Origin of the sequence: Prevotella sp. Sow4_E9_plate (assembly GCF_052116205.1) — a bacterium.
Taxonomy (GTDB): Bacteria; Bacteroidota; Bacteroidia; order Bacteroidales; family Bacteroidaceae; genus Prevotella.
On record NZ_JBQKLN010000025.1, the window covers coordinates 12376 to 36404 of the forward strand.

At 43.5% G+C, this 24029-nt stretch carries 13 protein-coding genes; 7 read left to right on the top strand and 6 right to left on the bottom strand.

What is annotated here, in order from left to right:
• The first annotated feature begins 35 nt into the window (after positions 1–35).
• The 5 genes from ACTQ53_RS10650 (at position 36) to ACTQ53_RS10670 (ending at position 7024) form a co-directional block, all read left to right on the top strand.
• Complete coding sequence (locus ACTQ53_RS10650) at positions 36–2042, top strand: alpha-glucuronidase (RefSeq protein WP_441933001.1); 2007 nt, start codon at positions 36–38, stop codon at positions 2040–2042.
• Positions 2035–3681: a GH35 family beta-galactosidase gene (locus tag ACTQ53_RS10655; protein ID WP_441933002.1), complete on the top strand. Its 1647-nt coding sequence runs from the start codon at positions 2035–2037 to the stop codon at positions 3679–3681. The genes ACTQ53_RS10650 and ACTQ53_RS10655 overlap by 8 nt, the downstream gene beginning before the upstream one ends.
• A 231-nt stretch (positions 3682–3912) precedes the next feature.
• Positions 3913–4374, top strand: a complete 462-nt coding sequence (locus ACTQ53_RS10660; protein WP_441933003.1) for a carboxypeptidase-like regulatory domain-containing protein — start codon at positions 3913–3915, stop codon at positions 4372–4374.
• A gap of 268 nt (positions 4375–4642) precedes the next feature.
• Positions 4643–5593, top strand: a complete 951-nt coding sequence (locus ACTQ53_RS10665; protein ID WP_441933004.1) for a FimB/Mfa2 family fimbrial subunit — start codon at positions 4643–4645, stop codon at positions 5591–5593.
• A 177-nt stretch (positions 5594–5770) separates the two neighbouring features.
• A complete protein-coding gene (locus ACTQ53_RS10670) occupies positions 5771–7024 on the top strand; it encodes an ATP-binding protein (protein ID WP_441933005.1) in 1254 nt (417 codons plus the stop codon).
• A 249-nt stretch (positions 7025–7273) separates the two neighbouring features.
• Here ACTQ53_RS10670 and ACTQ53_RS10675 read toward each other — a convergent pair whose 3' ends face one another.
• The 6 genes from ACTQ53_RS10675 to ACTQ53_RS10700 all read right to left on the bottom strand — a co-directional run bounded on the left by ACTQ53_RS10675 (position 7274) and on the right by ACTQ53_RS10700 (position 20331).
• Entirely contained in the window at positions 7274–9412 is a 2139-nt protein-coding gene (locus ACTQ53_RS10675) for a M6 family metalloprotease domain-containing protein (RefSeq protein ID WP_441933006.1), read from the bottom strand.
• Positions 9413–9548: 136 nt separating this feature from the next.
• The gene (locus tag ACTQ53_RS10680) at positions 9549–10445 is read right to left on the bottom strand and encodes a Calx-beta domain-containing protein (RefSeq protein ID WP_349225310.1); all 897 of its coding nucleotides are present in this window, start codon (positions 10443–10445) and stop codon (positions 9549–9551) included.
• 31 nt (positions 10446–10476) lie between these two features.
• Complete coding sequence (locus ACTQ53_RS10685; protein ID WP_441199789.1) at positions 10477–12012, bottom strand: RagB/SusD family nutrient uptake outer membrane protein; 1536 nt, start codon at positions 12010–12012, stop codon at positions 10477–10479.
• A 24-nt stretch (positions 12013–12036) separates the two neighbouring features.
• A complete protein-coding gene (locus ACTQ53_RS10690) occupies positions 12037–15024 on the bottom strand; it encodes a SusC/RagA family TonB-linked outer membrane protein (protein WP_349225309.1) in 2988 nt (995 codons plus the stop codon).
• Between the two features lie 547 nt (positions 15025–15571).
• Positions 15572–17113, bottom strand: a complete 1542-nt coding sequence (locus tag ACTQ53_RS10695) for a SusD/RagB family nutrient-binding outer membrane lipoprotein (protein ID WP_441933007.1) — start codon at positions 17111–17113, stop codon at positions 15572–15574.
• 56 nt (positions 17114–17169) lie between these two features.
• A complete protein-coding gene (locus tag ACTQ53_RS10700) occupies positions 17170–20331 on the bottom strand; it encodes a SusC/RagA family TonB-linked outer membrane protein (protein ID WP_441933008.1) in 3162 nt (1053 codons plus the stop codon).
• Between the two features lie 654 nt (positions 20332–20985).
• On the opposite strand from ACTQ53_RS10700, the gene ACTQ53_RS10705 reads away from it, so the two are divergent.
• Both ACTQ53_RS10705 and ACTQ53_RS10710 read left to right on the top strand, forming a co-directional pair.
• A complete protein-coding gene (locus ACTQ53_RS10705; protein WP_441933009.1) occupies positions 20986–22242 on the top strand; it encodes an ATP-binding protein in 1257 nt (418 codons plus the stop codon).
• A gap of 906 nt (positions 22243–23148) precedes the next feature.
• A complete protein-coding gene (locus ACTQ53_RS10710) occupies positions 23149–24012 on the top strand; it encodes an Rpn family recombination-promoting nuclease/putative transposase (protein WP_441933010.1) in 864 nt (287 codons plus the stop codon).
• Positions 24013–24029: the final 17 nt, after the last annotated feature.

Genomic DNA, 24029 nt, shown 5'->3' on the forward strand with positions numbered 1-24029 from the left:
AACAATAACAATACAAACTAACGATCTGCAAAGATATGAAGAAATACCTTATTTTATTAATTACGGTACTTACATCACTCCATGTTTCTGCACAGAGTGACGGTTCACAGTTATGGCTCGGAAAGCAGTATGCTAACTCATGCCAAGTCATCTCACAGTTGCCTGATGATGCAACAGCCAAGATTGCCAAGCAGGAGTTGGAAAACAACTGGCGTGGCAAGAATGTTGAGCTCAAGATAGACAAAGCTCTGAATCTTGGCGAGGGCTATAACATCTACGCCCGTCCTGCACAGCAAGGCGACAACATTCAGTACGAAGCAACTATCACCGCCAGCAATCCTATCGGTTTGCTCTACGGTGCCTACGAGCTGATTCGACTTCAGAACACCGATGCCTACAACACAGGTAGCGGCAATCAACAGAACTTCAGTAAAGCTATAGATGAAACAGAGAAACCACAAGTGGGTCTCCGCATTCTCAACCATTGGGATAATCTCGATGGCAGCATCGAACGTGGCTATGCCGGCAAGAGCATCTTCAAATGGGAAGAAATCAAACTCGGCAAAAACGGCAAGGGTGGCAGCATCAGCAAGAGTCTTCACGACCGTCTCATCACCTATGCCCGTGCCAACGCATCGCTCGGAATCAACGGAAGCGTACTGAACAATGTAAATGCATCACCAAAAATGATGACTGCTGAATACATTAATAAGGTGAAGGTCATCGCCAACATCCTGCGTCCATACGGAATCCGAGTTTATCTCAGCATCAACTTTGCTTCTCCTATGGCATTGGGCTATACCAAGACTGCCGACCCACTGGATAAGAAGGTTCAGCAGTGGTGGAAGAAAAAAGCAAAGGAAATATATGCTACCATCCCTGACTTTGGCGGATTCCTGGTAAAAGCCAATTCTGAAGGACAGCCTGGTCCTGGCGATTACCACCGCACCCATGCCGATGGAGCCAATATGCTTGCCGATGCCGTCAAACCATACGGAGGCATCATCATGTGGCGAAGCTTTGTTTATGGTGCCAACCATAAGGGAGAAGACCGTGTAAAACAAGCTGTCAGCGAATTCAAAGGTATGGATGGCAAGTTCCGTGACAACGTAATCCTACAGTCAAAGAACGGCCCGCTCGACTTCCAGCCTCGTGAGCCATACGCTCCTATCTTCGACAACATCAAACAGACTCCACAGATAGCAGAACTTCAGATTACCCAGGAATATCTTGGTCAGTCTAAGCACCTCACCTATCTCGCCCCAATGTGGAAGGAATTCTTTGATTTTGTCAATCCAAACAAACTGGTTGGAATCTCAGGTGTAGCCAATATCGGTGATGATGCCAACTGGTGTGGTCATCCTTTCTCACAGGCAAACTGGTATGCTTTCGGCAGATTGGCATGGAATCCTTCACTTACAGCCGAGGAGATTGCTCACGAATGGCTCGTACAGACCTACGAAAATCAGAACGAGAAGTTCACCAAACCTGTAGAGATGATGATGATGACCTCACGTGAAGCTTGCGTCAACTATATGATGCCATTGGGCTTACATCATATCTTCAAGTTCGATCACCACTACGGTCCGGAACCTGATGGTTTCATTGCAAGTTATCCTCTGGAATGGTGCCCAGTATACTATCACAAGGCAGATGCTCAGGGTGTAGGTTTCGACCGCTCATCCAAAGGTACAGATGCCGTTGGTCAGTATCCGGAACCATATCGCAGTCTGTATAACAACATAGAGACTTGCCCAGAAGAATATCTCCTATGGTTCCATCATGTGCCTTGGAATTACAAGATGAAATCAGGAAGCACCCTCTGGCAGGAACTTTGCATGAAGTACAACATGGGTGTAGCGATGGTTGAAGTATATCGCGACTTCTGGCACACCTCAGCCAAACAGTATATGAAGGGTCATGAACAGGAATGGCAACATACCGATTCATTGCTCAATGTGCAGTTGGAAAACGCCAAGGAATGGCGCAATACCTGTCTCAAGTATTTTCAGACATTCTCTAAAATGAAGATTTATGAATAAGATCGTATTATCTTTTCTAGCATTATTATGCTGCATCAATATACAAGCAGGAGTGAAACTGCAGAAGCAAGGCTCTGCAACCCAGCTTGTTGTCAATGACAAGCCGATGCTTCTCCTGGCTGGTGAGTTAAGCAACTCTGCCGCAACGAGTCCTGCCGACATCAGGAAAGCATTGAAACAGATGAAGAATAGCGGAGTCAACTCCGTCTTCGTTCCTGCATATTGGGAATTTGTAGAACCTAATGAGGGCAAATATGATTTTGCACTCGTAGACAGCGTCATCACAACTGCCCGTAAGCATGACTTGAAGATTGTCTTCCTATGGTTCGGTGCCTGGAAGAACTCCATGAGCTGCTATGCTCCACTATGGGTAAAGGAAAACACCAAGCGTTTCCCTCGTTCACTCACAGAGAACGGTAAGCCATTAGAGATATGCACAGCCTTCAGCGATAACCTGCTTCAAGCAGACAAGCGAGCATTCTGCGAACTGATGAAACACATCAAAGCTGTAGACAGTCAAGAGAATACCGTCATCATGATGCAGGTAGAAAACGAAATCGGCATGCTCGAATCTGCCCGCGATCATTCTCCTCTTGCCGAAAAAGCTTACAGACAACCCGTTCCTGCTTCATTGCTCAAGGCACTCAAGCTCAAGAAGAAAGGTACATGGGCAGAAGTTTTCGGAACAGACCGTTATGCTGACGAGAAATTCCAAGCATATTATTATGCCAAGTATGTAGAGCAGCTAGCCTCAGCCGGCAAAGCCATCTACAATATTCCGATGTATGTAAATGCAGCAATGAACAGCCGTGGCAGAAAACCAGGCGAATACCCTTCTGCCGGCCCACTTGCCCATCTGATTGACATCTGGAAATGTGGTGCACCAAGTATCGATATTTTTGCACCAGATATCTATGATACCGGTTATAAGGGATGGGTAGAGAAATACAAGCGTGTCGACAATCCTTTCTTCACTCCAGAAGTGAAATGCGATATCAATAGCGGCGTAAAGGCATATTATACCTTCGGCGAAACAGATGCCATCAGTTTCAGTCCGTTTGCTCTCGATGAAGCTAACTTCAAGGTAAAGAACAGTCTCAGACGTTCATACAAGGTTATCAATCAGCTCTCCCCTCTCCTGCTCCAGCATCAGGGAAAGGGTAAAAACTGGGGATTACTCTTCGACCAGGAAGATAAAGAGCGCATCATTGAAGATGGAGATATTACCATGACCTGCCGCCATTTCTTCACGCTACCATGGGATCCTCGCGCTACAGATGGGAGTAAATGGCCAGAAGGCGGTGGCTTAATCGTGAAACTAGCCAAGAACGAATACATCATAGCTGGTAATGGTATCGTCGTAGTTTTCCAAAGTAAGACAGAAAAAGCGCAAGCTGAAGAAAAGAAACTCGGTGAGGACGGATTTGTTGACAACGGTGGAACCGAAACAAAGAAACAAACCGCTACTTTCAAAGGCAAGCGTATCGGTATCGGATATGTTGACCAGGTTGAAGTAGACAAAAACGGTAAATTACAGTTTATCCGCCGTGATAATGGCGATCAGGACCACCAGGGACGCCATGCCCGCATCTCATGTGGCGACAATAAAATACTCCACATCAAGCTATACGAATACTAAAACGTCTATATATAATAAGGTATAAAGGGGATTTGCTGCTGCGTATCCCCTTTTTTTTGCCCTAATATGTCGGTTTTATCGTACATGAAACATTTAAAAACACGCAAGATACAAATACTGCACTTTACGAAAAAGGGCATATCTTTGCAGCAGAAAATCAATAAAAACAAAATTCGTATATAAACCAACGAACGAGTTTTAAACCAATTAAATCATAAAAACCAATTAATCATGAAACATGCAGGTAATGCTTTAAAGTACCTGTCTTTGCAGTTTATATTCGTTGCATTCCCATATCAGACTGCAGTGGCTCAAAACGGTAATGTAAAAGGTACAGTAGTCGCAGACGATGGTCCAGTAATTGGAGCGACAGTTCGTGTTAAGGGGCAACCAAACTCAGCTACCGTCGCCGACCTAGATGGTAACTTCGTATTGAAGGCTCCTAAAGGTGCAACTTTACAGATTTCTTATCTTGGCTACAAGGATAAAGAAATTAAAGTTGGCAATGGTCCTATTGATGTAACTTTGGAATCAGATGCCCAGGCTCTGAACGAAGTTGTCGTCGTAGGTTATGGTATCATGCGCATCCGCGGTACCAACTCTTTGAATGCCACTTCCCAACCTATCTTCGTTATTGATGGTGTCATCATCGACTCCGATGGTTCTGACAATGGTAACAGCAACCCATTCTGAAGTCACTCATCGCCCCTACCCTCGTAGTAGAAAGTGATGGCGACATTGCCAATATTCTCTCTGGCGATGCATTCTCAGTGGTGTATCGCCCTCTTTCGTTATAAATTGTTAAGAAAACAAAGAAATAAGTCAATAAAAGTACAACGGATTCATATTTTCACTATTTTTGTGCAACGTTAGTACAAAAGCCATTTGCTTGTATCATTCAAATGCGTACTAGCCGATAATACCGGGGGTTCCGGCATCTGACTCAAACGAAAAGAAGAAGATGAACAAGAGTAAAAGCATAGGCCTGATGCTGGTCTCCGCTATACTACTTTTATGTAGTTGTTCCAAGGAAAACGTGATGAACGAATCATCACAGGTAACTAACCATGAGGTAAGCATTAGCTTCTTCGAGAAAACGATAGAAGATATCTCTTCTGCCTCAGATGTCTCATCGGCACGTATGCATTCCACCCGTGCTGATAACAAAACGACCTTGGCAACCTGCCACAGGTTTTCAGAACTGGAGGTAGCATTGATACCTATTGATTCCGAGAATGATTCAGGCTATGTCGTAAGACAAGACAGTCTGGGCGATAATTTCGGCAAGGTAACCTTCGATGTTCCTGAAGGCACTTACCACATGGTTGCTGTAGCCGCAGTCACCCCTATGCCTTTGGATAATCGTATTTCCATCAAGTCGGCTACCGAAGTCAGATTTCCGAATGATCAGGTCACCGATATGGTTTATGCCTATAAGGATATTACGGTCAGTCCTCAAGTAAGCAACCAGAATTTTGATGCCACATTGTCACGGGGCGTGAGTGCCTTCGTTCTCAGGAGCTCTATTAAAACTCCATTAAATGTAGCCGGCGAATCCATAGAGATTTCCGGAGATTGCGGTGTGGTATTCAATCCTGCTACCGGCACATGCAAGACAGAGGCTCCTATCCATTACGAAAGAGTATTTGATGCCAAGAAGTACCAGTACAATCATTTATTCTTCACGGTCTATACGCTTTTGAAGGCTGATGATGTAGAGAATCTTCATGTAAAGTCGCAGGCTAAGGACAAGAATGGCAAGGTCATCAAGGAGTGCAATTTTGACAATGTGCATCTGGTAAAGGGTAAGTTAACCCGTTACGAGGGTAATTTCTTCAATAATAGCAGTACCACTTCGTTTACTGTTTCCGAAACGGCATTAACAGAAAGTGAGTATTCCAAGAAATTCTAGAAAGAGTATATCGTATTTATATAAAATAAGGTGTATACTCTTTAGCCTTCGATGATGAAAGGCTAGGGGGATACATCTTATTAGTATAATAAATCTAAAAATTTTTGGTTAGAACTCTACTTTCGCATATCTTTGCACTTAAAAAAAGTGGCACATGTGCCAGAATTTTTAAGTAGCATGAAGGAAATTAAGCGCGAATATTATCTCAACCAACTCATATCAAGCAAACAAAATGGCTTGATAAAGATAGTTACAGGTATCAGAAGATGTGGCAAATCATATCTTCTATTCAAGTTGTTTAGAGATCATCTCCTGGCAGATGGCATTTCTCCAGATCATATTATATCTCTGGCTTTGGATGATATACTGAACGATGAATACTGTGACCCCAAGAAACTGCTACACTATATTAAAGGTAACATCAAAGATTCTGAAATTCATTATGTCCTATTGGATGAAGTTCAAATGGTAAACAACTTTGTTGGAGCCTTGAACAGTCTTCTTCATATAGACAATGTGGATGTCTACGTAACAGGAAGCTATTCTAAGTTTCTATCTTCCGACATTGCCACAGAGTTCAGAGGAAGAGGTGATGAAATACGTATTTACCCTCTGTCTTTTTCAGAATATGTATCGGCTTACGATGGCAACAAAGAAGATGCATGGCGAGATTATATTACGTATGGCAGTTTGCCTTTAATCTTGTCTTTGGATACCCAGCAAAAGAAGGTGAGTTATCTGCGTAATCTCTATACTACGGTGTATCTAAAAGACTTGATAGACAGAAATAATGTCAAGAAAAACTTGGAGTTCGACTCTCTTGTTAAAGTAATGGCATCATCGGTAGGCTCACCATGCAATCCGAATAAATTGAGCAACACTTTCAAGAGCGTAAGCAATGCAGACCTGTCTCCGTTAACAATCGACAATTACTTAGGATTCTTGCAAGAAGCCTTCCTGATAGAGAAAGCGATGCGGTATGACATTAAGGGGAAAAAGTACATCGGTACATTGTCTAAATACTATTTCGTAGACTTAGGACTGCGCAATAGCCTTCTGGATTTCCGTCAAATAGAAGAAACCCATCTCATGGAAAATGTGATATACAATGAATTACGATGCCGTGGCTATCTTGTGGATGTTGGTATGGTAGAAACTCGTACCCGAACGCCGCAACAAGGAATGATACGCAAGCAATTGGAAGTAGATTTTGTAGTCAACAATGGCTCTAAGCGTTATTACATCCAGTCTGCCCTTGCTCTTCCTGATAAGGAAAAGATAGAACAAAAATCAGCATCACTAAAACATATCTCAGATAACTTCCAGAAGATAATCATAGTAAAGGACAATATTGTTTCTCATCACAATGAAGCAGGCATCTTGTTCATAAGCTTGTTTGATTTTCTTTTGCAACGAAACATATTAGAATAGGCTTCTACTTTAAAAAAGTGGCACATGTGCCATAAATTTTAAGTAGGGGCATCTATTCGAGCCCCCACGCATTTACAGGTAATCCTTTTTTTGCAAAGATACGCTTTTCTTCTGAAAGAAGCAAGGAATTATTGAAAAATGTTTGAGGGTGAAGGAGATAAAAAGAATAAGGTGTATCCTCGCTTGCCCGATGTATGAGGCAAGAAGGATACACCTTATTATATATATGAGAGATATATGTCCGATAGCTTACTTTACAATCTTCATGGTATTGTTTCCACACTTCAGGATAAACAAGCCATTGCCAGGAATATTGTTCTTCTGGAACTCAGAGGTCTTCATCTTGCATACCAGCTGACCTTCGGCATTATATACATAGGTATATGGAGAAGAAGATTTGGCATCTGTTATCAGCTGACCGATACCCGTGGTAGTAGATTGCAGATAAACTTCATCCAGGAAGAATGCCTTGGAAGAAGTAAAGGTGAGCTTTGTCTTGCCCTTTGACTTTACTGTCACAACAGCTTCGTTCCATTGACCATTCTTCATAGGAATGCTCTGGATATCCAATTCTGCATTCTCTGCTGACAAATTGAGCGTAACATCAGCCTTACCAATAGGAGCACATTTAAAGGTAAGCTTTGCCTCACCATTCAACTCGAACTCTGGAGATGTGAGGGTGACATTAGCAGCCGAAGTCGTACCGAAACGACCACACTGGTTTCCACCCTTCTGATAATTGCAGGTCCATCCCTCAACATCAGGTGCAAAGGTTCCTGTAGCAAAGTCATGACTCAACATTGGTGGTACGAAACTGCCGTCATTGCCACCCGTACCCTGACACTTGTCAAAGGACTCGTGGAAGATGTATCCATCCTGTGAAGAGGCTACATTATAGTTGATGAATTTGAAAGAAGCCGTCTTATCTTCCGCCATGGCGATATCGCTGATAGAGATATTCATCAGTTTCTTACCATCCGTATTTTCATGCTGAGTGGTTGCGGCAGGAGTAGTCTTGCTACCTAAGGCATTGACCCCATTATAAGGCCAGGCGTCGCCCTTTTCATCATTTTCTTTCTTGCTGTTATCAGCAGGAATGAATGTAATATGCTCAAATTGGTTATATTCTGGATCATTGGTATTCGGCATATTGATTTCCCATATCTTTTCATCATAGTTGATATGATTGATGATGATACCCGAAGCTGCCAGACCCGCATCCCAGCCTTCCTGCTGGCGGTTTTCGATGATGTAATACTCATCACTGAAACCAGGGTTTGTGAATTTATAGGCATTACCTCCCTTGGCTACTGTAGCCATACCGGTCACTTCAACATTCTCGGTTAATTCAACTGGTTCTATCCAGCCGGCAGCATACTTCTCGTAAGCTGAATATCCGGCAGGACAATAGCTGTTGCCATTGTAGCTGCCAGAGCACATCAAATCCCAGGTTCCCATGCCATAAAAGCCTTTATACTGCGTATCATAAGCATCAGGGAAACCTAAGCAATGGGAGAATTCATGGCAGATGGTTCCGATACCATCTATTCTAGTATCAGAAGCCAACTCATTACTGCATGCATAGGTATAAACCTTTTTGTCTCCATACGCAGTAGGCATTGGCAAATTGTATTTATGCGGCCATATCGTATTGGCATCTCCACCTGTAGCTTCACCACGACCTGCATATAGGACAAATACAAGATCTACTTCTCCGTCATCATCCCAATCGTAAGGAGCGAGATTCCAACCATCATTCACGGCATTCTGGCAGGCTGCTGCTACCATGCCTTGCGGATTCTTGTCGCCACCATCCTTTGAGTTTTCACCATAAACCTCATAATTGGCAAGGGTATAAGGACCAGCAATATCAAAGGTCAGGTCGAACTGACCGTTGCTCTGTGCGTGAAAATAGTCCTTGACACTACCACGGAAGTTTCCTTCGCTGAAGCCTTCTTCGTTGGCTACTCTGTTATAGAATGCCTTAGGATCAGCCATCGAGAACTTCTTGTTGGAAAACTGAACCAGGATAATGAGGCAGCGTTTCTTTCCTATATAGGATACTTTCTGGCGGGCATTGGTACGGGCATTGGTCTTAACCAAGCCACCTCTCGTAAGATAAGGTCCCTGATTACTGGCTCTGAGTTCCTTGCTGCGCTGTACAAGATTCTCCATATTGGCTGTAACCAGCCCCTTTTCGGTCATCGTATAGTTCTTGCCATCCTTATCTTGCCAGAACTTCATAAACTCATCGCCCCGAAGCTGTACTTCGATTGTTTGACCATTGGCTAGTTTCAGCGTCTTCCAGATACCAGGCTTGGCAGGAATGGCATAAAGAGAAACTGTGGCCAAAGCTAAAATAATGAATGAAATTAGTTTTCTTTTCATAACGAGCTAATTAATGATTGATTGTCAGATGATTCTTATAAAATAAGAAAAACGATTTAAAAGAAAAAAGGAGAGAGGCGGTTTCTATTGAAACCGTCATTCTCTCCTATTTTTATCATTGATTAAGCCATAAGGCTTATCGTGTCAGCTTCATATTACCAACAAAGAAGAATGCTCGACCTGTAGGTTTCACATCAGGATAAGTGTAAAGGATTCCTGCCATCATACCCTCCTCAAAGGTAACAGTCTTCATATCAGCAGACCATGTACCCTCAATTGGATCTTCTGTCAACTTACCATCCTTGTAATTGAATGGAAGTACGTAACAAGGACCGAGTTCTCCACCAAAGTTATAAGCACCCAAAGCATATTGACCCATATCTTCAAATACTACACGACCCTTCTTTGTTTCCTTGTCAAAATAGTATGAAAGCTCTGCTACACAGGTTGACTCGCCATTAAATCCGCTTACATAAAGTTTCTTATTGAAGTCAGCCTCACTCTCATCAGAAGCACCAGAAATAGTCACATTCCAAGAAATAGGTTTACCACTTCTGTCAACACCGCTCAAAGTCCATTTACCCTGAAGTTTGCTGTAGAACTCAGAATCATTATCCTTCAAGGTGATGGTTGTGCTTGCATTCTCAGAAATCTTAGCACCCTTTGCATCTACGATGGTAACCTGGAAAGTACGAGGATCGTTGATATCATCATCGTCTACAGTCTCGATTTCTACGTTGCCTACACCATCAGAGATGTTGATAGTCTTATCAGTAACATAATAGTTAACATCTTCCTTTGCAGGATTAGCACCAACTTCCTTAAGCTCAACAGTAACGAAGACATTACCGTTGGTCTCGCCCTTCACTTCGATTGGAACGTTAAAGAGACCCTTACCCTCATTTACTGTCATTTCAGTTTGCGCCATTCCAACAGTAACATCAGAAGCAGAGTTCCATGAATCATCGTCGCTAGAGCAGGCTGCGAAGAAGGTTACTGCAGCCATCAACATGAACAATTTTATATATTTCATATTTTCTATTCTTTATTGTGATACAACTAGATTAATAACCTGGGTTCTGCTGACCTGCCAAGTTAGGGTTTGAATCCATCTCGGTCTTTGGAATAGGCCACAAGAAACGATGATCATCAGCTGCATAAGAGAGAGACTGGCCCATCTTCACAACGATACCGTCGAGATCAGGATTCTCATCATGTGTAGCATAACGTGCAAAACCCTTGCCAAGACGACGAACATCCATCATACGCATACCCTCACCGATGAACTCCTTCTGGCGCTCGTTCAGGATAACAGACAAGATGGTGTTAGCTGAGTAATCGTTTGGCTCATAGCCCTCGATACGCTTAGCCAGGAATGCCTTCAAGTACTTGTTGGCATTTTCTGTACTGCCCTGACGAGCCTCAGCCTCAGCAGCAATCAGATACATCTCTGAAGAACGGAACACCTTGCTCATGTTCATGATGTTGTTGGTTGTACCAGTACGGAGTGCTGCGTTACCAGGGAACTTATTCAATACGTATGCCTGATAATTTGTACCCTCTACATCAAGCTTCTGATATACCTTGAAGAAAGTATTGAAACGGACATCACCCTCACCATAGAGATTCAATACTGCGAATGTTGGGATATAGTCAGCACCAGTCTCTGAAGAGTTGATGTATTCTGCACCATTAGAGCCACCCAACTCAGTAGGGGTCATCGTAGGGCGGAAGATTACCTCAGTACCCTCATCATCTGTCCACATCTTAGCATAGTCTGCAATCTCTGTCAATGGGAACTTGCCAGAGTTGATAACAGCCTCAGCATTGTCAGCAGCAGTCTTCCAGTCACCCTTTACAAGGGCAACGCGAGCCTTGAATGCCTGTACAGCATAAGAAGAAACATAAGCTGCATTCGCAGCAACCATATCCTTTACATCTGCAGCACCTGAAGCCTCATACTTCTGAAGACCTGTCAATGCTACGTTGATATCATCCTCGATCAACTGATAAGTCTCATCCAGTGTGCTACGGCTTGGATAGGTAGCGATATCACCAGTTGGATTATAAGTTGTGGTCAAAGGAAGACCAGAAGCTGCCTTTGATGGCTCTGCCTTTGTATAGGTCTGGCAGTAGTGCTCTGCCAACCAGAAATACATATAGGCACGTACGAAATGAGCCTCTGCATCGTAGCGTACGAAATCTGTCTTGTCAGCATCAGCAAAAGTTGCATCAGCAGACAACTTAGCTGCATTCTCTATAACAGAGTTACACTTAGCGATAACATTATATGCGCTCTGCCACATACCCTTGAGGTCGTTATCGGCAGATGTGAAAGTACCGTTAGAATAAACACCCTCACGGTTACCGTTGTTGATCAATCCGTGGAACTCGTCCATCTGGATGTCAGAGCGGTAAAGCCAAGCGCCAGATGTTACTGAGCGCATGTTGCTATAAAGCTGATTGCGGAATTGGCGAAGGTCTGCTGCTTTCTGAATAGCAGTCTTGTCATCCAACTGGCCGAAAGGAGCCTCGTCCATGGAGCAAGATGAGAAAGTCAATGCACCAATAAGCATCAATGAAAAATATATCTTCTTCATATTTTTTTTCTTTTTTTGTTAAGTTTAGAATGTTAACTCTGCACCAATAACAAACTGACGGGTGTTAGGATAGTTGAACTGAACCAAGTTGATATCTGGCTCTGGGTCATATCCCTTGAAGTCTGTAATGGTAAAGAGGTTACGTGCGATACCGAATACCTTAGCACCCTTGAGGCAACGTGTTGCAGCCATCCACTTCTTAGGCAACTCATACTGGACAGTAAGAGTCTTCATACGCAAGAATGATGCATCGCTCAACAAGTGGTCATCGAACTGGATATCATAGCCGTAAGCTGGGATATCAGTAATCTGACCAGGATGTGTCCAGATGTTCAACATCTCTACGCTCTGGTTGAAAGAAGTACCCTGGTTAGCATTCATGATAAAGTAGTTATCATTTACGGTCATGTACTTACCAGACTGCCATGCGAAGTCAGCGATAATGCTGAGACCCTTCCATGTGAAGTTGGTACCGAAACCACCGATCCATGGTGCATAGCGGTTCTTACCCAAGAATACAGAGTTCTCTTCCTCATTATAATTCTTAGTAACATTACCGTTCTTGTCGTAGTACATTGGCTCACCAGTACGAGGATCAACACCAGCATAGCGAACGCTGTAGAACTCACCGTAAGGGTGACCTACCTGGAGCTTCAAACCTGTATTGGCAATTACATACTCATCGCGACCAGCGAACAACTCAGTAATCTCATTCTTGTTGTAACCTACGTTAGCAGAAAGAGTCCAGCGGATATCCTTAGTCTTGATAAGATCCAAGTTAGCAGACAACTCAAAACCCTTGTTGGTCATGGCACCGATGTTACCAGCACCAGACTCAAAACCAGTAGTCATTGAGTAAGGAATGTCCATCAACATATCAGAAGTCTTGTTGATGTAGTAGTTAGCCTCGAGATTCAAACGATCGAACAAGCCGATGTTCAAGCCAAGGTTAAACTTGCTTACAGTCTCCCAAGTCAAGGTATAGTTACTTGCCTGTGAGATTGTGATAGAACCCTCACCATTATAGTTAGAACCGTTACCGAACAAACCATAATAGTCGTAAGCACCAGCACCAGAGTCGTTACCGGTTGTACCGTAGTTAGCGCTCAGAGAGAGGGCATCCAACCAAGAAACGTTCTTGAGGAAGTTTTCCTTCTTAGCATCCCACTTCAAACCAGCTGACCAGAATGTACCCCAACGGTGATCTGGAGCGAACTTAGAGCTACCATCACGACGGAGAGAACCATAAACATAATACTTCTCCAGGTAGTTGTACTCTACATTACCGAAGATAGAGTTGGCAACAACCTTCTCACGACTATCAGACTGTGAAGCAGGGTTCATTGTTGTACCAGCAGTAAGCAACAGGCGGCGCTCATCAGTCTGACCTTGTGAGTATGCGCCAAAACCTTTTGACTTCTCGAGACGTGTTTCCTCACCTACCAATACATTGAGATAGTGGTTGCCGAAGTTCTTGCGATACTCAGCAGTATGTGTGAGGGTATAAGCATAATAGCGAGAGAAGTTTGTCTGTACGCTACCAGATCTTGCAGCAATAGTCTGTCCCATTGGAGTAGTAACCTTATCATAAGGCAAGTTTCTACCATCCAATGTATAGTCATAACCGAACAAAGACTGAACAGCTGTAAATGTCAAGCCCTCGATTGGAGTAAGCTGCTCATTAAGAGACATATTCAATGTAACACGCTTACGTGAAACATCACTCTTAGAGATACCCCACCAAGGCATAGTGATACCACTATAGAGGAGCTTAGCTGCTCTGTCGCCCTTGATCATATTACCGTTATCATCGAAAGAATAGTAATAAGGAGCATCGTAAGGCAAAGCCATACGGGCAGCAACCAATGGGTTATTCAGATAGATTCCGCTATCATCATTCCATGCAGAGTTTACAGCATAATCCTGCACACCAAAGTTAGAGCTGTAACCAACCTTGAAGAACTTGTTAAGACGTGCATTGATACGAGCTGCCAATGTAGAACGGCGCATGTTTGACTGCTCAATCAAACCATCCTGCTCGTGGTGGTTGAAAGAGAGATAGTAGTTCATAGTCTGACCACCACCCTGCAATGTAGCATTGATATCAGATGTTGGAGCTGAGCTGCTCAACAACTCATCACGCCAGTTGGTGCTGATACCATACTTGCTTACCAGGTTTCTGATATTGTCGCTAACAGGCTGACCGATCAAGTCACGGAACTGGATGTACTGCTCTGAATTCATCATAGTAGTACCATCAGCAGTTGGAGTAGAAATACCATACTGAGCCTTTACTGTCATCTGAACAGACTCGTTGTACTTACCCTGCTTGCTGGTGATAACGATAACACCGTTAGCAGCACGAGAACCATAGATAGCTGTAGAAGCAGCATCCTTCAATACGGTGATATTAGCAATATCAGAAGGGTTCAATGTGCTGAAGAAGCTTGAAGAAATAGGTGAGCCATCGAGAATGAACAATGGCTGGTTAGATGAGTTGATAGAGTTGACACCACGCAGACGGATAGAAGCCGACTGTGAAGGGTCACCAGCAGAAGTCAATACAGACAAACCTGAAACCTGACCAGCAAGCGCATCGGTAAAGTTAGGGGTCACGATAGTCTGCAACTTCTTCTCACCAACGTTGGAAATAGCACCAACAACAGAACCCAGCTTCTTAGCAGCACCATAACCGGTGATGATAACCTGCTCGAGTGACTGACTTTCAGAGTCCAACAAGACGTTCATCTTTGCAGATGCCTTCAATCTCTTGGAAACCATACCAATGTATGAAATCTCCAACTCAGCATTAGGCTTCTGTAAAGTGAGCATGAAGTTACCGTCAATGTCGGTAACTGTACCGGTATTAGTTCCTACAACCTTGATAGAAGCACCGATAATAGGGCTACCATCTTCAGAAGCAGTAACTTTACCAGAGATTTGACTTTGTGCAAAAGCCATGCTCGTACTGAGAGCAAGACCTGCAACTACTGTCATGAGTCTTTTTTCCATAAATCTCCCTCGTTTAAATGAATATATAATGTTTGTTATTTCTTTCTCTCTACATTTTAATGAATTAAATGACCAGCCGTCCCTCAGAGACTTTGGCCTATCATTTGCATCCCACCTCTTGCCCCGAGGTGGAGGGGGAATCGCTCTTTATACCTTATATTATATAAGAGCCTGTAAGTCTAAAACTTACTTAATTTTAAAGAATATTTTTAATCGGGTGCAAATTTAAGCATTATTTAGGAAACCACCAAACTTTTTTCAGAAAAAGTTGCACTTAATGCTACATTTTGTTATAAATATCCGATTTTTATGCACTTTTTCTTATAATATGCAAAGAAACAGGCAACGGTTCATATAAAAACTGTCGTCCGTTATGGATTGTAGCTTTCTACCTCCAGCTCCTTGTTGAAAATAACAGGATGAGTTGCCCAGTATAATAGAAATAAAACCAGTATAATAGAAATAAAAAAGGTGTACCCCCCTACTGCCAGATGGCAATAAAAGGATACACCTTAATTTATTTTATGTGATACTTGTAAGTCTCCGATTAACGGTTACCACCAGCCCACCATACATTTTCGGTAAAGATATACTTACCGGCATCGTTGCCTGAACCGAAAGCTTCCTTCACGTTAGGGTTTGAAAGAACATCGCTTGAACCATAAGGCAAACGAAGTGGGAAACGGTTCTGACCTGCCTGAGTATTGTTAGGGTTGGTCATGGCTACAGGATAGCTGCCATCAAGATAGTTGCAACGGCGGATATCGTTGAAGGTCTCCAACTGCTCATCACGAGTCTGGGCGATATACTTCTGAACCAGAATCTCGCTCAATGGATTTGCAGCAAACTTAGCAGCAGTCTCGCCAGCAAGATAAGCAGCAACATCCTCAGCACTGAACTCTGTAGCACCTACAGTAGCATAGTCATCAAAAGAAGCCTTGACTGCAGTCTCGAAGTCAGCCTTGGCATCCTGACCCAAGCGAGCCTTCACCTCTGCGATGATAAAGTAAAGTTCTGACTTGCTCATCAAATGGCTAGGAATCTTCACCTCGCTGATACCATTCAAGAACCAGAGAGGGAAATTTGTTGCGCTGGTTGCACCGGCTGCTTCTTTGTCACCAGGAGTCATCAGGCCCAACTCACTAGGAGCACCATACCAGTCTGCACCATTATAATTATAGATAGCCTCACGTGGGTCCTGACGAGCTACCATCAAGTCATCAACAGTCTTGGATGAAGCACTATACTCACGGCTATACCAGTAAGCAGACCATGCATCAATCTGGTTGTTGCCATCGAAGATATTCAGGTTGGCACCATCGAAGCCATCAGCTACAGCTGCATTAGCCTCTTCCAGAATCTGAGCATACTGTGCATTCTTGTCGGCAGCACGACCAGCCTCATGCAAGAGATAGCGGGCCTTCAAGGCATGAGCAAGTCCACGCCACTGAGTCAAGTTGCCATTGAACAGGACATCGTAGGCACCCGCATTCTTCATCTTGCCAGCAATAGCCTGATCCAGATTACCCTTGGCAGCATCCAGCAATTCCAGGATGTGCTTGTAGACATCTTCCTGAGAATCGAGCTTAGGAGCAGATACCTTGAAAGCTTCAGAGCAAGGAATGTTACCAAACAAGTCGGTCATGATTCCCCAATCGTAAGCTGCCAGAATCTGACCCATAGCCTTGATATCAAGTTGTCCGGCGCTATTGCCACCCTCTTCACACTTGGCAATCATCTGCTGAATGTTGTTGAGGTTAAGATAAGTACCGTTCCACTCATTATCGAAAGTAGAAGCTGCAGCAATCTCGTTGATGCTGCGGAGCTCTGCATTTTTAAGCTGGTTGTTACCTGTACCCAGGATTTGCTCAGTATATGAGGCAACATACCAGGCGAAGTTACCCGTGTTGGTAGTGAAAACACTAGAAACGATGGCATCAGTGAGCTGGAACTTAGCAGAAACGACGCTTGCACCAGGGTGAGCCTCGTCTGTGTTGATTCTGTCCATGGTATCCTCAGAGCAAGATGCAGTCATCATAGAAACTGCAGAGATAGCCAAGATGCCAAATATATTCTTAAAATTCATCATTGTTTTATCCTTTATTAATATTGATACTTTAAATGATTCCTAGGTGGGTCAGCCGATTAGAATGTAATCTTGAAACCACCACCGAAGCTTGAAGTATTTGGCACTGAGAAACGCTCGAAAGTACCACTCATGTTACCATTACCCTGAGAAGACTCTGGATCCAGATCCTTCATCTTAGACCAGAGAAGCACATTGCGTGCGAAACCATATACAGAGATGTCGATGCCAGCAAACTTAGGAAGCTGGTAGCTCAAAGTTACATCGCGGAGCTTCAGGAAGCTACGGTCGTAGATACCTGCCTCTGTCACGTCATTGTAAGCCATCCAGTAATCCTGCTTGCTTACCTCAACCTTGTTTGGTTCACCTGTTGCAATATCAATACCCTCAGCTACCATAGTACCCTCGTGGTATGGGATAGACTCCTTGGTTGCACCGAAGTAGTTCAATGTCAAGAGTGTACCGTTATACATCTTGCCACCCTGCTGCCAATCCATGGTTGCGCTCAAAGACAAGCGCTTCCAGCGAGCCTTCAGGTTGAAGCCCATATTGAAATCAGGTGTACACTCACCCAGGTTCTGGCTACCGGCAGTACCGACAGGAAGACCATCCTGAAGCAAGAGGCGTCCCTGCTCATCGCGCTGGAATGCTACACCATAGATATTTGGATAGGTATAACCTGCCTGAGCACGTACCTGTGGCTCAACGAAACCACCCAGCATGATACTCTCTACGCCATCAGCCAAAGACTTAACCTTGTTGGTCAGCTTGGTGAAGTTTACGCCAAGATCCAAATCCCAATCTCTGGTCTGGATGATGCTTGCATTGATGGCAAACTCATGAGACCATGTGGTCATCTCACCGGCATTGGTACGGAGGTACTGATAACCTGTAGAACCGGCTGTAGGAACATCGAAAATCTGATCCTTGATATCCTGATAGCTGGCTGTATATTCCAAGCGAACACGATTGTCGAAGAAGTTCAAGTCTGCACCAAACTCCCAGTTCACGGTGTTCTGTGGCTTCAGATTAGGGTCATACTTCACGTAGTATGGCACATAAGAACTTACGCCGTTGATAGCATAACTGATAGGAGTGATACCATACATGCCACTACCGTAACTTGGCACATAATAGTAGTTGCTATAGTAGTGACCTGCCTGGCCAACCTGAGCGAATGAAGCACGGAGCTTACCATAAGAGAGGACGTGATTATTCTTCAATGCTGGAAGCTCTGTGAAAATCCAACCGAGTGATACTGATGGATAGAAGAAGCTGCGGTTGTTGCGTGGCATGGTAGAAACGATATCGTTACGACCTGTCACAGTCAGATAAACCTGATTGGCATAGCTCAAAGACAACTGACCGAAGAAACCTACGGTACGCTCCTGAGCCTTATATTCCTGTGTCACTGGCTTAACAGTGGTATTGGTCATAGTAGGCTGACCATAGAACAGGAAGTTGGTTCCATCGTAATCCCAAACACGCTGATAGTCGTGGTTGAACTCAGAACCGAGCAATGCACCGAAATCCCACTCGTTGTTGGCACCCAACTTAGCTGTGAAGTTGGCTGTGAAGAGGTTGTTGAAGATATTGTGCTGAATACCATAGTTTTCAATCTCACCACCAGCATTCTGTGCAGATCCCTTCTCGTATACATCACTATTGTTAGTGGTATAAACATCAAGACCAGCCTGCTCACGGACTACCAGGTTGTAACGCTCTGTATCCCAGCCGAAGTTAGGACGATACTCAAGATAGGTATTACCGAACACACGGTTGGTGCGCTGGCTGAATTCATTGTTGTCCTTCCACCAATATGGGTTGTTGAATGAGGTAGAACGGAACAAGATCTGACTTGTAGGGTCGTTTGGCGCATGGGTAGGAGTGCCCTTCAGATTGTACTCAGAAGGAGCAGAATATACCACATTCATAATACCGCTGTTGGCTCCTGGAGCAGATGTAATCTTGGTAGAGCTGTAGTTGGCAGAGAAACCAGTCTTCCACTGCTTGCTGATTTCGAAATCAACAGCACCACGTGCGGTAGTACGCATCATACCAGTAGAAGGGATGATACCTTTCTGATATGTATCACCAATTCCGAAAGAATAAGCCATATTGCCATTCTTCTGTGAAATACCCAGGTTAGAGTTCTGGGTGAAACCTGTATTGAAGAAATCACCTACATTGTCATAAATCTGTGGAGTAGCCCAACCGTCAAGACCTGCAGCTGCATACTTAGGGTTGTAGTACATACCCTCGTGCTTGCCATACTTCTGAGTATAAGCATTGTCGGTATTGCCACCATAAGTAGCATCGTTTGCCAAATCAGCAATCTTAGGACCCCAAGTCATTGAAGATGATGCGTTATAGGCATTAATACTATTACCCTGGGCATAAATATCCTGACGCTCGAACTTCTTGCTGACAGTCTGAGCACTCAAGTCGGTAGAGAATGTAATCTGAGGGCGGCCACCATTTGCCTTACCACGCTTGGTGGTAATGATGATGACACCATTAGATGCACGGATACCATAGAGGGCAGAAGCTGCCTGACCCTTCAACACATCGATGCTCTCGATGTCATCAGGGTTGATATCAATAGAACGGTTTGCCTTATCTGCACCAGTTACAGAAGCACCAGTATCATAGTCTGCAGAAGAAGCGATAGGCATACCATCTACCACGTAAAGAGGAGTGTTATCGCCTGAGAATGAGCGGGCACCACGGATTACAATCTGAGAAGATGCACCAGGAGCGCCAGAAGACTGACGGATATCAACACCGGTCAACTTACCCTGCATAGCACTAGCCAAAGAGCTGGTACCTGCTATGTTCAAATCTTCAGCACCCAGTTTCTGAGAAGCGTAACCCAAGGCTTTCTTATCACGAGAAATACCCATTGCTGTTACAACCACCTCATCAAGAGTCTTGTTATCCGCTTCCAATACGATCTTCATCTTCTGACCTGCCTTTACTGTCTGTGGCAACATACCGAGGTATGTTACTTCCAGCTTGGCACCAGCAGGAGCATTCAATGAGAAGTTACCATCAATATCGGTAACTGTACCGGTCTTAGTACCTACGATCTTGACAGAAGCGCCGATTACAGGGCTTCCATCCTCAGAAGAGGTAACCTTACCGGAGATTTGACTTTGCGCAAACGCCATGCTCGTACTAACGACGAGGGCTGCGGCTACTGTCATAAGTCTTTGTTCCATATCTCTCTCTTTTAAATAAATATATTATGTTTGTTATTTCTTTCTCTCTACATTTCTTTTCGTCTTACTTCTTGCAAAGTGTAACCTTCGATTAAAAAATTACTTAATTTTAAATAATATTTCAAATCGGGTGCAAAATTAAGCATTATCCATGAAACCACCAAACTTTTTTCCAAAAAAAACACCATTCTCCCAACATTTTGTTATAATTGCCCTGTTTCCCGTCACTTTTTTCTCATATTTAAAAGAAAAAGGCGACAGTTTTACAAAAACTGTCGCCCATTCCAGATTCTAGTTTTCTACCTCCAGTTCCTTACCGAGAACAAAAAGCATATAAAGAGGAATATTGAGCGTTTTAGCCTCTGCATTACGCTCGTATGGCAAGAGGCTGGTACGGAGAGTCCATTTTGGTGCTTTTTAGCCTCTTTTGCAAAAGAGACTCATAATCAAAGGATTACGTATGAAAAATCACATTTTTCGAAGGAGTTTTCGGCAAATTCTCACATTTTCCGAAGGAGTTTAAAGAAAGTTTCCTTTATAGAGGAAAGTTTTTTGGGAAAAGTTTCCTCTATAAAGGAAATATCTTACGACTTTTCTTCCTTTATAAAGGAAAATGTTGTAACTTTGCACCCAGATTAACATAAAACGGAAGATATGGACAAGAGAATAGCAAAACTGCTGATAGCGGAGAACCAAAGGATGATTCAGAATGTGGAGATGGTGAAAAGAAACATCAGCTTCGAATCTCATTCTAACTATGTGCTGGTAGGACTAAGAAGAGCCGGTAAGTCTTACTTGCTATATCAGCGTGCCCAAGAGATGATAGCTCAGGGACATTTGCCAGAGGAAATCCTTTACTTCAATTTTGAGGACGACCGATTGGAAAATCTCCAGCTTTCCGACCTGGATGCCATCAAGCAGGCTTACGAGGAGATGTATGGGCATCAGCCTATCTTCATGCTCGACGAGATACAAATCATTGATGGGTGGGAGAAATTTGCACGCAGACTTGCTGACCAGAAATATAGAGTATATATCACTGGTAGCAACGCCAAGATGCTGAGTAGCGAGATTTCTACTACGCTTGGTGGCAGATATATGGTGCAACCCGTTTTTCCTTTCTCCTTTCAGGAATACTTGACAGCCCAGCATATCTCCTTGCCTGCGCAGTGGGAGTATCTGCAAAATTCTGACCTCAAGAGGGCTTTTCTGGAGTATTTTCATATTGGCGGTTTGCCAGAATTGGTGATTGTTGATAATCAGTTTAAGCGAGAGTGGTTGGGCAATCTATACAGCAAGATTTACTTTGGAGATTTAATTACCAGATACGGAATCCGTAACCCTCTGGCGATGAAGACTTTGATACGTAAACTTTCTGAGAGCGTAAAGCAGCCACAGTCTTATAACAGACTGGCTAATCTGGTTTCTACTGTGGCTGGAAAGGTAAAGCAAGAGACGATAGTGGACTATCTGAGATATATCAAGGACACTTGCCTGGCCTTCTCCATAGAAAACATTTACGCAAAATTACAAGATAGAATGTCGAACCAGAAGTATTACTTTATAGATAATGGTTTTCTGAGTCTATTCCTCTTTGATCCAGAAACATCTCTCTTGGAGAATCTGGTAGCCATTCACCTGCATGAGAAGTATGGGGAAGATCTCTTCTATTATCATGATAATGTGGAGGTAGACTTTTGTCTCTTTGAGCATCAATGTGCTTTCCAAGTGTCGTATAGTATCAAGGATGCTGCTACTCGTGAGCGGGAATTGGGGGCTTTGAATGCTTATCAGAAGAGGTATCCAGGAAGTAGACTTTTTGTTATCACGATGGATGAAGAGGAGACGATAGAACTGGATGACTTGAAGATTGAAGTGATACCAGTATGGAAGTGGTTGCTTACCTCGTAGTTGTTGTTTGATGAATAGAGAGCTACTTTCAAAAATACTCTTCACTCTTCACAAATACGACATAACCTACTGTATATAAGAGGTTTGCACGGGTGAAGAGTGGCTATGCACTCTTCACCACTCTTCACCTCTCTTCACCCTGTATTTTTTTGAGGCTCCGAGATCATTCCATGCTCCCTGCTTCAGCCATCATTGAAGACCAGCGCTGGTCATCAATGATGACCGAGCCTCGTGATAAGTAAGCGGCTCAGCGTTTATCCTCTTGCATCAGGTGAAGAGCGGTGAAGAGTGGTGAAGAGTTGAGCTCACTCTTCACCACTCGCACCCCCAGTGTTTATCGGTGTTTCAAGCGATTTGGTGAAGAGTGAAGAGTGAAATCGAGAGTAGGATTTTTACGGGCAAAACAGCTCAAGCTGCACCCCCTATACCAAATCACGATGATAGTCCTGCCGAAATTTTCCTCCCGACGTATTATTTTGTGCCCGGCAATGGCGCAAAATTGCCCCAGTAGAGGGCAATATCGTGCCATAACCAGGCAATAACTGGAATGAGGCTACTTTTTCGAAAAAATCTTTGGTATATTCCATTTTTATTCTTATCTTTGCAGCGCAGTCCCGGTAAGGCCCTCTCCCAGATTATTCGATGCTGGTGATGACCCCGGTTTTTTTGTTTTTGCAAAAGTACATAAATATTTTGATAGTGACAACAAAAAAGCCTTTTTTCTTTGCTTTTTTGTTATCTCTCTCACTTTCAAACATTTTCCAGAAAATCCTTGCATCTTTCAGAAGAAAAGCGTATCTTTGCAGAAGATTAGCTGCGCTCGGCAATTTGTAAGCAAGCTTACATTGCTCTCGCTGGCATAATCTTTGCAGAAGAAAGTTAAATCATAAAAATAAGGAGGCAAATATGACAGAGCTAAGAGATAGATACATACGTTTTGACTGGGCTATCAAGCGTTTGCTTCGCCAGAAGGCGAACTTTGGGGTGCTTGAGGGCTTCCTGACTGTGTTTCTGAATGAACCTATCAAGATTGTTGATATTCTGGAAAGTGAAGGTAATCAGCAGCAGGCTGATGATAAGTTCAACAGGGTTGTTATCAAGGCGAAAAATAACAAGGGAGAAATCATTATCGTCGAGATACAGAACACAAGTGAGCTATATTATCTGGAGCGTGTGCTCTATGGAGTAGCCAAAGCTATTACAGAGCATATCAATCTGGGAAATACCTACAAAGAGGTGAAGAAGGTATATTCAATCAGCATTCTGTACTTTGATCTGGGCAAGGGATCAGACTACATCTATGTGGGACAGAACAATTTCGTGGGCTTGCATAGCCAAGACCACCTGATCATCAGTACCAAGGAGAAAGATACGATAGTAAGAAAATCGCCTTCAGAGATATTCCCAACCTATATTCTGGTTCGAGTTAATGAATTCAATAAGGTGGCTAAATCACCATTGGAAGAATGGGTTGAATACCTGAAAAATGGAGTCATCTCTCCAGACACCCAGGCACCAGGTCTGCAGGAAGCTCGTGAGAAACTGAAATACTATTCCATGTCGGATGCAGAACGTTATGCATACGATGAGCACATCAATGCCATCATGATTCAAAATGATGTTTTGGGAAATGCAAGATTGGAAGGTATGGAAGAAGGAAGAACCAAAGAAAAAAATAACATTGCCCGCAAAATGCTGGCTAATGGATTGAGCATAGAACAGATAGCTTTAATTACTGGTTTGACAGAGCAGGAAATTAAAGGACTATAATATAATAAGGTGTATCC